The 14316-nt window shown below is 59.1% G+C and carries 15 protein-coding genes; 10 read left to right on the top strand and 5 right to left on the bottom strand.

Annotated features, from left to right (window positions below; genetic code table 11):
- Nucleotides 1-60: 60 nt before the first annotated feature.
- On the top strand, nt 61-459 hold the full coding sequence (locus ACXJKE_RS05245; protein ID WP_457279493.1) for a diacylglycerol kinase family protein: 399 nt from the start codon (nt 61-63) through the stop codon (nt 457-459).
- 296 nt (nt 460-755) lie between these two features.
- Here the strand turns inward: ACXJKE_RS05245 and rpmG are convergent, their stop codons facing one another.
- The 3 genes from rpmG to trxB all read right to left on the bottom strand — a co-directional run bounded on the left by rpmG (nt 756) and on the right by trxB (nt 2315).
- Nucleotides 756-923, bottom strand: coding sequence for a 50S ribosomal protein L33 (rpmG, locus tag ACXJKE_RS05240; protein ID WP_007863188.1), 168 nt, complete (start codon nt 921-923; stop codon nt 756-758).
- Between the two features lie 11 nt (nt 924-934).
- On the bottom strand, nt 935-1168 hold the full coding sequence (rpmB, locus tag ACXJKE_RS05235; RefSeq protein WP_293403299.1) for a 50S ribosomal protein L28: 234 nt from the start codon (nt 1166-1168) through the stop codon (nt 935-937).
- A 202-nt stretch (nt 1169-1370) separates the two neighbouring features.
- Nucleotides 1371-2315 (bottom strand): thioredoxin-disulfide reductase, encoded by a 945-nt coding sequence (gene trxB, locus ACXJKE_RS05230; RefSeq protein WP_457279492.1) that lies wholly within the window; start codon nt 2313-2315, stop codon nt 1371-1373.
- A 176-nt stretch (nt 2316-2491) separates the two neighbouring features.
- Between trxB and ACXJKE_RS05225 the strand changes: the two genes are divergently transcribed.
- From ACXJKE_RS05225 to lolA, 3 genes are all read left to right on the top strand, one after another.
- A complete protein-coding gene (locus ACXJKE_RS05225) occupies nt 2492-3169 on the top strand; it encodes a Crp/Fnr family transcriptional regulator (protein ID WP_431097946.1) in 678 nt (225 codons plus the stop codon).
- A gap of 248 nt (nt 3170-3417) precedes the next feature.
- A complete protein-coding gene (locus ACXJKE_RS05220) occupies nt 3418-5772 on the top strand; it encodes a DNA translocase FtsK (protein WP_457279491.1) in 2355 nt (784 codons plus the stop codon).
- Between the two features lie 5 nt (nt 5773-5777).
- Nucleotides 5778-6422 (top strand): outer membrane lipoprotein chaperone LolA, encoded by a 645-nt coding sequence (lolA, locus tag ACXJKE_RS05215; protein ID WP_457279490.1) that lies wholly within the window; start codon nt 5778-5780, stop codon nt 6420-6422.
- Between the two features lie 54 nt (nt 6423-6476).
- Here lolA and ACXJKE_RS05210 read toward each other — a convergent pair whose 3' ends face one another.
- Nucleotides 6477-7049, bottom strand: a complete 573-nt coding sequence (locus ACXJKE_RS05210; protein ID WP_457279489.1) for a class I SAM-dependent methyltransferase — start codon at nt 7047-7049, stop codon at nt 6477-6479.
- Between the two features lie 146 nt (nt 7050-7195).
- Here ACXJKE_RS05210 and ACXJKE_RS05205 point away from each other — a divergent pair, with 146 nt between their 5' ends.
- From ACXJKE_RS05205 to ACXJKE_RS05180, 6 genes are all read left to right on the top strand, one after another.
- Nucleotides 7196-8488: a replication-associated recombination protein A gene (locus ACXJKE_RS05205; RefSeq protein WP_457279488.1), complete on the top strand. Its 1293-nt coding sequence runs from the start codon at nt 7196-7198 to the stop codon at nt 8486-8488.
- Between the two features lie 263 nt (nt 8489-8751).
- On the top strand, nt 8752-9681 hold the full coding sequence (locus tag ACXJKE_RS05200; RefSeq protein WP_457279487.1) for a branched-chain amino acid ABC transporter permease: 930 nt from the start codon (nt 8752-8754) through the stop codon (nt 9679-9681).
- Between the two features lie 34 nt (nt 9682-9715).
- Complete coding sequence (locus tag ACXJKE_RS05195) at nt 9716-10834, top strand: ABC transporter permease subunit (protein WP_457279486.1); 1119 nt, start codon at nt 9716-9718, stop codon at nt 10832-10834.
- A gap of 11 nt (nt 10835-10845) precedes the next feature.
- A complete protein-coding gene (locus tag ACXJKE_RS05190) occupies nt 10846-11613 on the top strand; it encodes an ABC transporter ATP-binding protein (RefSeq protein WP_457279485.1) in 768 nt (255 codons plus the stop codon).
- A 14-nt stretch (nt 11614-11627) separates the two neighbouring features.
- Nucleotides 11628-12344 (top strand): ABC transporter ATP-binding protein, encoded by a 717-nt coding sequence (locus tag ACXJKE_RS05185; RefSeq protein WP_457279484.1) that lies wholly within the window; start codon nt 11628-11630, stop codon nt 12342-12344.
- Between the two features lie 160 nt (nt 12345-12504).
- Entirely contained in the window at nt 12505-12894 is a 390-nt protein-coding gene (locus ACXJKE_RS05180; protein ID WP_457279483.1) for a DUF2845 domain-containing protein, read from the top strand.
- Between the two features lie 336 nt (nt 12895-13230).
- Here ACXJKE_RS05180 and ACXJKE_RS05175 read toward each other — a convergent pair whose 3' ends face one another.
- Nucleotides 13231-14232 carry a Bug family tripartite tricarboxylate transporter substrate binding protein gene (locus ACXJKE_RS05175; protein WP_457279482.1) on the bottom strand — a complete coding sequence of 334 codons (1002 nt, stop codon included), beginning with the start codon at nt 14230-14232 and terminating at the stop codon, nt 13231-13233.
- Nucleotides 14233-14316: the final 84 nt, after the last annotated feature.

The following is a 14316-nucleotide window of genomic DNA, read 5'->3' as shown; positions in this document are numbered from 1 at the left end:
CACCGTTCGACGTTCATGTGTTGCCCAGGCTTGGCGCTTGGTAAACAGGAAGGATGGGAAATGAAAGAAGTCCCTCATGCCCGCGCGGCGCAACGATTCACTCTGGTCGCACGCCTCAAGAGCTTTGGTTATGCCTTCGAGGGGATTGCCTTGATGCTTAAAACACAGCACAACGCGTGGCTGCATCTCATCGCCACAATACTAGTGACGGGGCTGGCCGGTTGGTGCCGAGTGGACGCCGGCGATTGGCGCTGGCTGATTGGTGCGATGACCATGGTTTGGATGGCAGAGGCCATGAACACTGCGGTGGAGTCGCTCTGCGATGTTGTGTCGCCACAATATTCATTGGCAGTCAAATGCGCAAAGGATCTTGCCGCCGGCGGCGTGTTAATTGCGGCTTGCGCAGCAGCGGCAACCGGCGTCATAACCTTCTGGCCCTATTTGGAAAATAGTCTATAAAGTTCCGTCGATGACTCTGCTCTTGGAGTTAGCCTGAGTTGGTTGCGGATTTGGCTTGCCAGATGATTGCGTTGTGGCGCTGTGCGTGATGCGCCGCCTTGGTGGTAAGACTTAAACCACAGCTAGGCTTATGTGGACCAGATTTCGACAGGATTCAAACAAGCCGCGTAGCAACCTGCTTATTTGGTGGGAGTTTTGTTTTCTAAATCCCAAAAAATAAAGGACACCGAGGTGTCCTTTATCTGGATGTGCCGACCGAGCGGGTAGTTTTTAACTAGGCACGGACTCGTAACTATTTATTTCAGCTTGATTTCTTTGTATTCCACGTGCTTGCGTGCCTTGGGATCAAATTTCATGATCAGCATCTTGTCGGGCGTGGTTTTCTTGTTTTTGGTGGTCGTGTAGAAATGACCCGTGCCGGCAGTCGATTCCAGCTTGATTTTTTCGCGTGCGCCTTTAGCCATGATGCTTCTCCTTAGACTTCACCGCGGGCACGAAGGTCCACCAGGACTGCATCGATGCCTTTTTTGTCGATCAAGCGCAGACCGGCGCTGGTGATGCGCAGGCGCACCCAGCGGTTTTCGCTTTCGACCCAGAAGCGGCGGTACTGCAGATTAGGCATGAACCGGCGCTTGGTTTTGTTGTTTGCGTGAGAAACATTGTTTCCCACCATCGGGCCTTTGCCCGTTACCTGACAGACGCGTGCCATGAGCACTCTCCGTAAAAAATTAGAAATCGGATGCTGGCAAAGGGTAAATCTGCACGAGACAGACCTGCAAATGCTCAGCTAAGCCATAGATTATAGCCTGAAAACTGATTTGGTCCAATTCTGCCGATTGAGAGCCTCGGCAGGGTGGCAAAAGAGCTGGAAAAAAGAGACAAAAAGAGGAAGTCAGCGCTTCCTCTGGTTTTCAGGAGCCTTGTTCCAGGAAGCGCTGGGCATCCAGCGCCGCCATGCAGCCTGTTCCGGCGCTGGTAATTGCCTGGCGGTAAATATGGTCCTGCACATCGCCGGCAGCGAAGACGCCCGGAACGCTGGTCATGGTGGCAAAGCCCTGCAGGCCGGTTTTGGTGATGATGTAGCCGTCTTTCATTTCCAGCTGCCCTGCAAAGATGTCTGTGTTCGGCTGGTGGCCGATCGCGATAAAACAGCCTTTGAGGGTGATGTCCTGCGAGGCATCGCTGTTTGTGCTCTTCAGACGGACGCCGGTCACCCCTGAAGCGTCACCGAGCACCTGCTCCAGCGTGTGGTGCAGTTTGAGCTCGATCTTGCCCGCGGCCACTTTTTCGTGCAGTTTGTCGATCAGGATGGCTTCGGCCTTGAATTTGTCGCGGCGGTGTACCAGCGTGACTTTGCTGGCGATGTTGGATAAATACAGTGCCTCTTCGACGGCGGTGTTGCCGCCACCCACCACGCAGACCTCTTCCCCGCGGTAGAAGAAGCCGTCACAGGTGGCGCAGCCGGAAACGCCGCGGCCCATGAATGCCGTCTCCGACTCCAGGCCCAGGTATTTGGCGGAGGCACCGGTGGCGATGATCAGCGAGTCGCAGGTGTAAGTCCCACTGTCGCCCGTCAGGGTAAAGGGGCGTTTGCTGAAGTCGACCTTGTTGATGTGGTCAAAAATAATCTCGGTCTTGAAGCGCTCGGCGTGCTCCAGGAAGCGCTGCATCAGGTCGGGCCCCTGCACGCCATGCACGTCGGCGGGCCAGTTGTCGACCTCGGTGGTGGTCATGAGCTGGCCGCCTTGCGCAATGCCGGTGATCAATACCGGGTTGAGATTGGCGCGCGCTGCGTAGACGGCTGCGGTGTAACCCGCAGGCCCTGAACCGAGGATGAGGACTCTGGAATGTTTCATGATGAAAAACTGATTGGGAAAGTGTAAGAACTCATGTAGAGTCATGCCGCATAAGTGCAGCGTCAAGTAAAAACAGCTGCTGGTACTTTTCAGGCATTTGATTTCTTATGAGATTGCGTGCCATTGTAAGAACTCACGCGACTAGCCGTCGGATGTGAGGTTGGGAGATATCTGCTATGACGACGATGGTGTCTAACCTGGAATTGATTCGCCGGGTCCCTCTTTTTTCCGTGTTGACTGCCAGCCAGGCTGCATCGGTCGCCGATACCGTGGTCAAGCGCCGGTTCAAGCGCGGCGAGCCTATCGTGGAACAGGGTAAAAAATCCAACGCCCTTTCCATCATCCTGACCGGCCGCGCACGCGTCATCACCACGGATTCCCGTGGCCGCGAGGTCATTCTGGCCACCATGCACCCCGGCGACTATGTGGGTGAAATGAGCCTGATCGACAACGAACCTCACTCCGCCACGGTGCGCGCCGAGATCCAGACCGATGCCCTGATCCTGGGCCGCCTGGAGTTTGCGCGTTGCCTTCCGGAAAACAGCTCCATGGCCTATGCCGTGCTGAAGGGGCTGGTCCAGCGACTGCGCCATGCAGACCGCCAGATCGAATCGCTGGCCCTGATGGATGTGTATGGCCGTGTGGCCAGGGCGTTGCTCGAATTCGCCAATGAAGACGGCAGCGGAAATGCCGTGATCCGCGACAAGGTTTCAAGGCAGGATCTGGCCAAGATGGTCGGCGCTTCGCGCGAAATGGTCAGCCGGGTGATGAAGGATCTTGAAGAGCGCGGATTCATCGAAACCCGCGACGATGGCTCGCTTTTGGTGAAAGAGCGTCTTCATACGCTGGGATAGGGCCCTGGCAGACCCCTGCCGTACGGTTTGGCGTCTCTGGCGCCCCTCAAAGCCCTTAGCCAACTGCGGTAAGCTTGGTACTGCAACCCGGGAATATCGAAACATGAAAGCGCGTCTTCGTACCCATGGCGGCGTTGCAAGCCTTGCGAAGGCATATAGCCTTCGCTGCGGCTCGCGCCTTGCTCTGGGCACGAATCCATCCCTTTCATTTTGTCTCGCTACTTCCGGCTTGCAGTACTAGCCGGGCCATGACTTACTCACTCGATACCCTGAACTCCAGAAATTCCCCAGCCGCGGGCGCGCCCAGCGGCATCAAACGCTTTGCCCATGAAGTCAGCCTGATTCTGGGTCTGCTCGGCCTGATTTTCTGGCTCGCGGCATTGCTCAGCTATTCATCGCAAGACGCTGCCTGGTCAACATCCGGTACCGCGGACGTCCTGGGCGGCGCCCAAGCTGCGGCCCGCAATTGGGGTGGCCGCCTGGGCGCATGGCTGGCAGATGCGAGCTATTTCCTGCTGGGCTTTTCCGTCTGGTGGGCATTGGCGGCAGGCGCACAGGTCTGGCTGTCTTCATTGGCGCGCTGGCTTCGCGGCGAACCCCTTGCTGCCGATTCATCCCACTCCGCCGGCCGGATCCGGTTCTGGCTGAGCCTGCTCCTGCTTTTACTGGCCAGCGCGGCGCTGGAATGGTCCCGGCTGTATCGTTTTGAGTTCAGGTTGCCCGGCCACGCTGGCGGCGTGCTGGGTTACCTGGCTGGAACGCAGGGTGAGAAATGGCTGGGCTTTGCTGGTTCGGGCCTGGTTTTCATTGCGCTCGGCGTGATTGCCGTGTCCGCCGTGTTCGGCTTTTCCTGGGCGCATGTGGCCCTGCGTGTCGGCGCCTGGATTGACAACCTGATTGATTCCCGGCGCGAAAAGCGCGAAATCGCCGAAGACCTCGCCTTCGGCAAGCTGGCTGCGCGCGAGCGCGAAGAGACCTTGATAGACGAGCGCATCGAGATTGAAGAGCACCACCCGGTGCCGGTCCTGATCGAGCCCGTGCTTGTGGACATTCCCAAAAGCGAGCGCGTGGCAAAAGAACGGCAAAAGCCGCTCTTCAGTGAAATGCCCGACTCCAAGCTCCCGCAGGTTGATCTGCTGGACGGTGCGCTGACGCGCCAGGAAACCGTGGCGCCCGAGACGCTGGAAATGACCTCGCGCCTGATCGAGAAAAAGCTGAAAGATTTCGGCGTCGAGGTGCGTGTCGTGGCCGCCGCTCCCGGCCCCGTCATCACACGTTATGAGATCGAACCCGCCACGGGCGTGAAGGGTTCGCAGGTTGTCAACCTGGCCAAGGATCTGGCGCGCGCCCTCAGCCTCGTTTCCATTCGCGTGATCGAAACCATTCCCGGCAAAAACTACATGGCGCTGGAGCTGCCCAACGCCAAGCGCCAGTCCATCAAGCTCAGTGAAATTCTGGGATCGCAGGTCTACAACGAAGCCAAGTCCATGCTCACGATCGGTCTGGGCAAGGACATCAGCGGCGCTGCGGTGGTGGCTGATCTTGCCAAGATGCCGCATTGCCTGGTGGCCGGTACCACCGGCTCGGGCAAGTCGGTCGGCATCAACGCCATGATCCTGAGCTTGCTCTACAAGGCCGATGCACGTGACGTGCGGCTGCTGCTGATCGACCCCAAGATGCTGGAGATGAGTGTCTATGAAGGCATTCCGCATTTACTGGCGCCGGTGGTCACCGACATGCGCCAGGCCGCCCACGGCCTGAACTGGTGTGTGGCCGAAATGGAAAAGCGCTACAAGCTCATGAGCAAGCTGGGCGTGCGCAACCTGGCCGGTTACAACGCCAAGCTCGACGAGGCCAAGGCCAAGGGCGAATTCATCTACAACCCCTTCAGCCTCACGCCCGAGCAACCCGAGCCGCTGGAGCGCCTGCCCTACATCGTGGTGGTGATCGACGAGCTGGCCGACCTGATGATGGTGGTCGGCAAGAAGATTGAGGAACTGATTGCCCGCCTGGCGCAAAAAGCCCGGGCCGCTGGCATCCACCTGGTGCTGGCTACCCAGAGGCCAAGCGTGGATGTGATTACCGGCCTGATCAAGGCCAATATCCCGACCCGCCTGTCTTTCCAGGTCAGCAGCAAGATCGACAGCCGGACCATCCTTGACCAGATGGGCGCTGAGGCATTGTTAGGAATGGGTGACATGCTTTACATGCCGAGTGGTACAGGCTTTCCAATTCGGGTGCATGGTGCGTTTGTGAGCGATGATGAAGTACACCGCGTGGTGGCCTACCTCAAGCTGCAGGGCGAACCCAATTACATCGATGGCGTTCTGGAAGGCGGCACGGTCGATGGCGAGGACGGCGACCTGCTGGGTGATGGCGGCAGTGGCGGCAACGGCGGCGGTGAAAAAGACCCGATGTACGACCAGGCCGTGGAAGTCGTGCTGAAAAACCGCAAAGCCAGCATTTCACTGGTGCAGCGTCATCTCAAGATCGGCTACAACCGCGCGGCGCGGCTGGTCGAAGACATGGAAAAAGCCGGGCTGGTCAGCGCCATGAGCGGCAGCGGCCAGCGCGAAATCCTGGTGCCCTCACGGGCGGAGTGACGATCATGAAGAAATATTTTGCTACTATTTTGATAGCTGCTTGCGCCCATTCCGTATGGGCCGACGGCCTGGAAAGCCTCGAAACTTTCGTGAAGACCGTCAGCAGCGGCCGCGCCGAGTTCACCCAAGTGGTGACTGCGCCCGGCAAGGACGGCCAGGCTGCACGCAGCAAGACGTCGAACGGTACGTTTGAGTTTTCACGGCCCAACCGTTTCCGCTTTGTCTATAAAAAACCTTTTGAGCAAACCATCGTGGCCGACGGCCAGACCCTGTGGCTCTATGACGCAGACCTGAACCAGGTCACCTCGCGCAAGCTCGCCCAGGTACTCAACGGAACCCCGGCCGCCGTGATCGCCGCTGCTGCTGACCTCAAGGGCCTGCAAGCCGATTTCAACCTGGCTTCCTTGCCTGACAGAGATGGTTTGCAGTGGATACAGGCCAAACCCAAAACCAAAGACGGCCAGTTGCAGAGCATTAGCGTCGGTTTTAAACCGACCGGGAAGGGCAGCGAACTCGCCATGCTGGAAATCCTTGACAGCTTCGGCCAGAAGTCAGTGATGACCTTCAGTCAGTTCGAGATTAACCCTGCACTTGGCCCTGCGAGCTTCCAGTTCAAGACGCCGGCTGGGGCGGACCTGATTCGCCAGTAACCGCCTGCGGTGGTTTTCCCATGCCGGTTTCAATTCCCGGATTCATGGCGGTCATCAAACCCGGTTTTCTGGCTTTCTCACTGACAGTTTGATTCTGTATTCCGAGAGGATGTTGTTTTTTTCGCGCGCCATGATTTCCAGCTCTTCGCCTGAAAGCTTCCCGTCCGAAAACATCTGGCTATAAGGATCGGCGATCACTACTTCCACATCAGTGGTCACAAAATCTACCCCCAGATAATGGGCAAAGGGTGAGTTGGGGAAGCCCTTCAATTTCCACTCGTCATTGTTTTTTTTATCGAACAGTGCAAACAGGGCGGGGGTGATGATTCGCACGTGCGTAGGATCGCTAATGAAATTGTCGTGCCTGGGATGGGGTACGTTAACTTCAATGACAGCACTGTTTTTGCATACGCGATAGAGTTCTTTCATGATGCCCAGAAAAACACTGGATTGCTGGCCCATGTGCTCAAGAGAATGATTAAAAATGACGGCATCGACTGAACTGTCGTCCCACATCCACGGAGTGACTTCTACGTTAAAAACTACATCCGGGTTGCATTCCTGAAATGCGTCCACGTTGACATATCCGGCAAACTTGTTGTGACCGCAACCAATATTGAGTTTCATAAGGATTTACCGCAGTTTTTGATGAATTGATGAGCCAGTAGTGATTATCGGTGTGCGCAACCGCAAGCTGTTTGCGGCCCCCAGGCAGCGCTGACCAGACACTAAAGAACCCCTTGCGCTAACTAGATGCCGCACATGTATCCCTTATGCCAACGAAGAGCCAACCTCTAGCAGAACGCTTGCGCCCCCAGTCGCTGGGCGAGGTCATCGGCCAGCAGCACCTGCTGGGCGAAAGCATGCCGCTGCGCATCGCATTTGAATCAGGCCAGCCGCACAGCTGCATCCTCTGGGGACCGCCCGGCGTCGGCAAGACCACCATCGCGCGGCTCATGGCGAGCAGTTTTGATGCTCACTTCATCACCATCTCCGCCGTGCTGGGCGGCGTCAAGGACATCCGGGAGGCAGTCGAGCAGGCGTCTGTCTGGCAGGGGCAGGGTGGCAAGCGCACGATTGTGTTCGTCGATGAGGTGCACCGCTTCAACAAAAGCCAGCAGGACGCTTTTTTGCCGCATGTGGAAAGCGGCCTTTTCACCTTCATCGGTGCCACCACCGAAAACCCTTCGTTCGAGGTGAATTCGGCCTTGCTTTCACGCGCCGTGGTGTATGTGTTGCAGCCGCTGGAGGAGGCAGATCTCAAGCAAATAGTGGCCAAGGTGCTTGCTGAGCATGCGCTACCAGCTATCGAAACAATAGCAAATGAAGCCGTTGACAGGCTGGTTGCCTATGCCGACGGCGACGCCCGCCGCCTCTTGAACACGCTCGAGTCCCTCAGCGTGGCGGCCAAGGCCGAAAAAGTGACCGACGTCGGCGACGTCTGGCTGCTCAAGGTACTGGGCGAGCGGATGCGGCGCTACGACAAGGGCGGCGAACAGTTCTACGACACCATCTCGGCGCTGCACAAGTCGGTGCGCGGTTCCGACCCCGATGCCGCGCTCTACTGGTTCATGCGCATGCTCGACGGCGGCGCCGAACCGCGCTACATGGCGCGCCGGCTGGTGCGCATGGCCAGCGAAGACATCGGGCTGGCCGACCCGCGTGCCTTGCGCATGGCGCTGGATGCTGCGGAAGTCTACGAACGCCTCGGCTCCCCTGAGGGCGAGCTGGCGCTGGCCCAGTGCGTCATCTATCTGGCGGTCGCGCCCAAGTCCAATGCGGTCTACAAGGCCTTCAACGAAGCCAAGGCTTTCATCAGCAAGGACGGCACCCGCCCGGTGCCCCTGCATTTGCGCAATGCACCAACAAAGCTCATGAAACAGCTCGATTACGGCAAAAACTACCGTTACGCCCATGACGAGGAAGACGGCTTTGCCGCGGGTGAGAATTATTTTCCGGAAGGCATGTCACCTCCAGGTTTCTATCGCCCCGTCAACAGAGGACTGGAGATACGCATAGCGGATAAGTTAAATGAGTTGAAAATTAAGAACAATAAGAAAAACTGATAAAAAACAAAAGCCGCTGATAAAGGTGAATTCGACCCGAAAATTTCACTTTCTCAAGGGTAAACCCCGCGAAAACCGCACCGCTGGCTCGATTCTCGCTAGAGACGCTTGGCTACAATTTGCGGATTAGCTCGCCAACTTCACCAGCCATCCGGCTTTGATAGGCGGGCTTTTTGTTAACTCAAGCCAGTCACCGGCGATCCCGGTGGATGGTGGCCGCCAGGCGGAGTTGGCGATTTCATCAAACGGACGGAGAGTGAGTTATGGAAATATTGCTACAGCAGATCATCAATGGTCTGGTGCTGGGCAGCATGTATGCCTTGATCGCCTTGGGCTACACCATGGTGTACGGCATCATTAACCTGATTAACTTCGCACACGGCGAAGTGCTGATGGTGGGGGCTTTGACCAGCTGGACCATCATTGGTCTGATGCAGGATTCCATGCCGGGCACGCCGGGCTGGATTATTTTGCTGATTTCGCTGTTGATCGCCTTTGTGGTGTGCGGCGCCCTCAATTTCGCGATTGAGAAAATCGCCTACCGGCCCTTGCGAAACTCCCCCAAACTGGCCCCGCTGATCACCGCCATCGGCATGTCGCTATTGCTGCAGACCCTGGCCATGATCATCTGGAAGCCCAACTACAAGCCCTATCCCACGCTGTTGCCTTCCGAGCCCTTCCAGGTCGGCGGTGCTGTCATCACCGTGACCCAGCTCTTCATCCTGGGCGCAACCGTTGTCTCCCTTTCCGTACTGATGTGGCTGGTGCATTACACCAAGCTGGGCCGCGCCATGCGTGCCACCGCTGAAAATCCCCGCGTCGCGGCGCTCATGGGCGTGCGCCCCGACACCGTCATCTCGGCCACCTTCATCATCGGCGCCATCCTCGCCGCGCTGGCCGGCGTCATGTACGCCTCCAACTACGGCACGGTGCAGCACACCATGGGCTTCCTGCCCGGCCTGAAGGCCTTCACGGCGGCTGTGTTCGGCGGCATCGGCAACCTGGGCGGCGCGGTGCTTGGCGGCATTTTGCTGGGCCTGATCGAATCCATCGGCGCCGGCTACATCGGCCCGCTAACGGGCGGCGTGCTGGGCAGCCAGTACTCCGACATCTTTGCTTTCATCGTGCTGATTTTTGTGCTCACGCTGCGGCCTTCGGGCTTGCTGGGTGAGCGTGTAGCGGACCGGGCGTGACGCCGCGTCCATCCGGTACACAAGGAGAACAATCATGAATTCTGTCAAATCGAAAAAACTCATTACCTTCCTGATCGTCGCGGCGGCACTGCTGGTGCTGCCCCTGATCCTGCAGCAGGGCGGCAACGCCTGGGTGCGCATTGTCGACATGGCGCTGCTGTATGTGCTGCTGGCCCTGGGCCTGAACATCGTGGTCGGCTACGCCGGCCTGCTGGACCTGGGGTATGTCGCGTTCTTCGCGGTCGGCGCCTACCTGTTCGCGCTGCTCGGCTCGCCGCACCTGGCCGACGCCTTTCCCTGGATTGCGGCGCAGTTTCCGAACGGGCTGCATTTGCCGATCTGGGCGATCATCCCGGCCGCAGCGGCCCTCGCCGGATTCTTCGGCGTGGTGCTGGGCGCCCCGACCCTCAAGCTGCGCGGCGATTACCTCGCCATCGTCACGCTGGGTTTCGGTGAAATCATCCGCGTGTTCCTGAACAACCTGGACCGCCCCATCAACCTCACCAACGGTCCCAAGGGCATCAACCAGATCGACTCGATGAAGTTCTTCGGGTTCGATCTGGGCAAGCCGCATGAGTTTTTCGGCTTTGAGGTCAACTCGGTGTCGATGTATTACTACCTCTTCCTGGTGCTGGTGATCGTCTCGGTTGTGGTTTGCCACCGCCTGGAAAATTCCCGCATCGGCCGCGCCTGGATGGCGATCCGTGAAGACGAAATCGCCGCCAAGGCCATGGGCATCAACACTCGCAACCTGAAGCTGCTGGCCTTCGGCATGGGCGCCACTTTCGGCGGCGTGTCGGGTTCCATGTTTGCCGCCTTCCAGGGTTTTGTGTCTCCCGAATCCTTCAGCCTGATGGAGTCGGTCATGATCGTCGCCATGGTGGTGCTGGGCGGCATCGGCCATTTGCCCGGCGTCATTCTGGGTGCCTTGCTGCTGGCCGCGCTGCCAGAAGTGCTGCGCCATGTGGCCGGCCCGCTGCAAGCCATGACCGACGGCCGGCTTGACTCCGCCATCCTGCGCCAGCTGCTGATCGCGCTGGCCATGATCAGCGTCATGCTGATGCGTCCGCGCGGCCTGTGGCCCGCTTCCGAGCACGGCAAGTCGCTGAACAAGCCCGTCGGCCCGGACCCTATCCAGTCAATCAACCCCTAAGGAGAATGGACATGAGCGAAACCATTCTTAAAGTCTCGGGTGTCTCCAAGCGCTTCGGCGGTTTGCAGGCTCTTTCCGATGTCGGCATCCATATCGAGCGTGGCCAGGTGTATGGCCTGATCGGCCCCAACGGCGCCGGTAAAACCACCTTCTTCAATGTGTTGACGGGCCTTTACACACCCGACAGCGGCACCTTCGAGCTCGCCGGCAAGCCCTACAAGCCGACGGCGGTGCACGAAGTGGCCAAGGCCGGCATTGCCCGGACCTTCCAGAACATCCGCCTGTTTGCCGACATGACCGCCCTCGAAAACGTCATGGTCGGCCGTCATATCCGTACCAATTCGGGCCTGATCGGCGCCGTGCTGCGCACTCCTGGTTTCAAGCACGAAGAAGCCGCCATTGCCAAGCGCTCGCAGGAGTTGCTCGACTATGTCGGCATCGGCAAATACGCCGACTTCAAGGCCCGCACCCTGAGCTACGGTGACCAGCGCCGCCTGGAAATTGCCCGGGCCCTGGCCACCGACCCGCAGCTGATCGCGCTCGACGAGCCGGCCGCCGGCATGAACGCGACCGAAAAAGTGCAGCTGCGCGAGCTGATCGACCGCATCCGCAAGGACAACCGCACCATCCTGCTGATCGAACACGACGTGAAGCTGGTCATGGGCCTGTGCGACCGCGTCACCGTGCTCGATTACGGCAAGCAGATTGCCGAAGGCGCGCCCGCGGACGTACAAAAAGACGAAAAAGTGATCACCGCCTATCTGGGCACAGGTCATTGAAGGAAAGCAAGAACATGGCAAACACACTCCTTAAAGTGACCGGCCTGAAGGTCGCTTACGGCGGCATCCAGGCGGTCAAGGGCGTTGACTTCGAAGTCAACGACGGCGAACTGGTCACCCTGATTGGCTCCAACGGGGCCGGCAAGACCACCACCATGAAAGCCATCACCGGCACGCTGCCGATGCTGGGCGGCGACATTGAATATCTGGGCAAGAGTATCAAGGGCCGCGGCGCCTGGGACCTGGTGAAAGAGGGCCTGGCCATGGTGCCGGAAGGCCGCGGCGTCTTCACCCGCATGACCATCACCGAAAACCTGCAGATGGGCGCCTACATCCGTAGCGACAAGGCGGGCATCGCCGAAGACATGGAAAAGATGTTTGTGCTGTTTCCCCGTCTGCGTGAACGCAAGGACCAGCTGGCCGGCACCATGTCGGGCGGTGAACAGCAGATGCTGGCCATGGGCCGCGCATTGATGAGCCGCCCCAAGGTGCTGCTGCTGGACGAGCCCTCCATGGGCCTTTCGCCCATCATGGTCGACAAGATCTTCGAAGTGGTCAAGGACGTTTCAGCCCGCGGCGTGACGGTGCTGCTGGTCGAGCAGAACGCCAGCCGCGCACTTGGCATTGCCAACCGTGGCTACGTCATGGAGTCGGGCAACGTCACCATGAACGGCGACGCGAAAGCGCTGCTGAACGATCCGCGCGTCAGGGCCGCTTACCTCGGCGAATAAGTGAGCGCCCGCGCGCCGGCAGGCGCCGCGGGACGCACGTTATCCCGTAAATCTGACCAACCGGCGCAGGGCATAAATGCCTTGCGGCGCCAAATATTTGCGCATAAAGTTCGAAGAGTGCGCACCACGCGCACTCTTGTTGAACCTTGGGGAAGCCAAAATGAACCAGTATGTTGTCCGCACTGCTGTCGTGATGTTCGCCTTCCTGGCCTCATCCTTTTTCACCGGCGCTTCGGCCCAGTCACTGCGCTGCAAGGGCGACCTGGCGCAGATCGGCAATTCCAAAGGCACGATCCTGCAAAAATGCGGCGAACCTGTCATGAAGGACACTTTTTGCAAAGCCACGCCTGACACCGTGTCCAGCGCGACCGTTGTGACACCAAATACCGCAGGTTCCACCACCAGCACCACCACCAACGTAACGGTCAACACCTGCCAGCAGGTCGAAGAGTGGACTTACAACCCAGGTTACGGGCAGTTCATGACCATGCTGCTGTTTGAGGGCGGTTCCCTGAAGAGCATTCGCTATGGGGATCGCGTGACCAGGTGAGCCCCCACGGTGGTGATGGAGCCCCCACGGTCGCTCACTGCGTGTAGCTCCCTGCCCCCCGAGGGGGCCGCCCGCCCTACGGCCCGGCAAAGCCGGTTCCGGGGCTCGTGCTGGGTTTAAGAATTCTTTGGGCACTATCGGCGGAGGTATTCACCAGTGGGTGCCGCGGAACCGGCTTTGCCGGGCCGCAGGCACCGTCCCCTGCAAGGGGAAAAGGGCTACACGCAGTGAGCCCGATAGGGGTGTGCCAATTTTTCGGCTTCGCCGGCCCCAGGCGCCGCCCCCTGAGGGGGGAACAGGCTACACGCAGTGAGCCTGGAAGGGGGTGGACCTATTTCAATCCACTTTGGCGCCTGAGGCCTTCACCACTTTTTCATACTTCGCCATTTCGCTTTTCATGAAGGCGCCGAACTGCTCGGGTGTGTTGCCCACAGGTTCGGCCATCAGTGTGGCAAAGCGGGTTTTGGCTTCGGGTGAATTCAGCGCGGCGACGAATGCCTGGTTGAGTTTGGTGATCACGTCTTTCGGTGTGCCTGCGGGCGCCACCAGTCCCCACCAGGTGTCGATCTCAAAACCCTTGAGCGTCTCGGCCACGGCAGGCACATCGGGCAGCATGGCGCTGCGTTTGGCTGTAGTGACCGCCAGCGCCTTGAGCTTGCCGGCCTTGATGTTGGCGGATGCCGTGGCCAGGTTGTCAAAGTTGTAGTCCACCTGGCCGCTCAGCAGCGCCAGTTGCGCCGGGTTGCCGCCGTTGTAGGGGATGTGCAGCGCGAAGATGCCGGCCTGTGCCTTGAACATTTCGCCGGCAAGGTGCCCGGCGCTGCCGTTGCCGCCGCTGGCGTAATTGAGCTTGGCCGGGTTGGCCTTGGCGTATTTGATCAGGTCGCCCAGCGAGTTGATGTTCAGGCGCCGAGCAGAATCGGCGTTGATCACCAGCACATTGGGCACGCGCACCAGCTGTGTGATGGGCGCGAAGTCGGTCGCCGCGTTGTACGGCATCCTGCTGTAAAGCCAGGGGTTGATGGCGTGGGTGGCAACGGCGGAAATGCCGATCGTCATGCCGTCGGGTTGCGCCTTGGCGATGGCGTCGACACCGATGTTGCCGCCGCCGCCGGGTTTGTTCTCAATGATGACCGGGCCCAGCGTGTCCTTGACGCGTTCGGCCATCAGGCGGGCCGTCACGTCGATCGGGCCACCGGGTGCATACGGCACGATGATGCGCATGACCTTGGGCTGGGCGTGCGCCAGAGGGGCTGACAGTGCCATGCCGGCAATGAAAAGGGCACCCAGGCATTTGCCGGGCAGGGAAGTGAGGAGGGAAACGGGTCGAATGTTCATGCTTCGTATTGTTGCAAATAATCGGGTCTCGCCGGCTTGCAGCGAATCCGGCTTTTCATGAGCCGGGGTGCATCCCCACAAAAA

Source organism: Polaromonas sp. P5_D5 (assembly GCF_054049435.1).
This window is presented reverse-complemented; position numbering and strand designations above follow the sequence as displayed.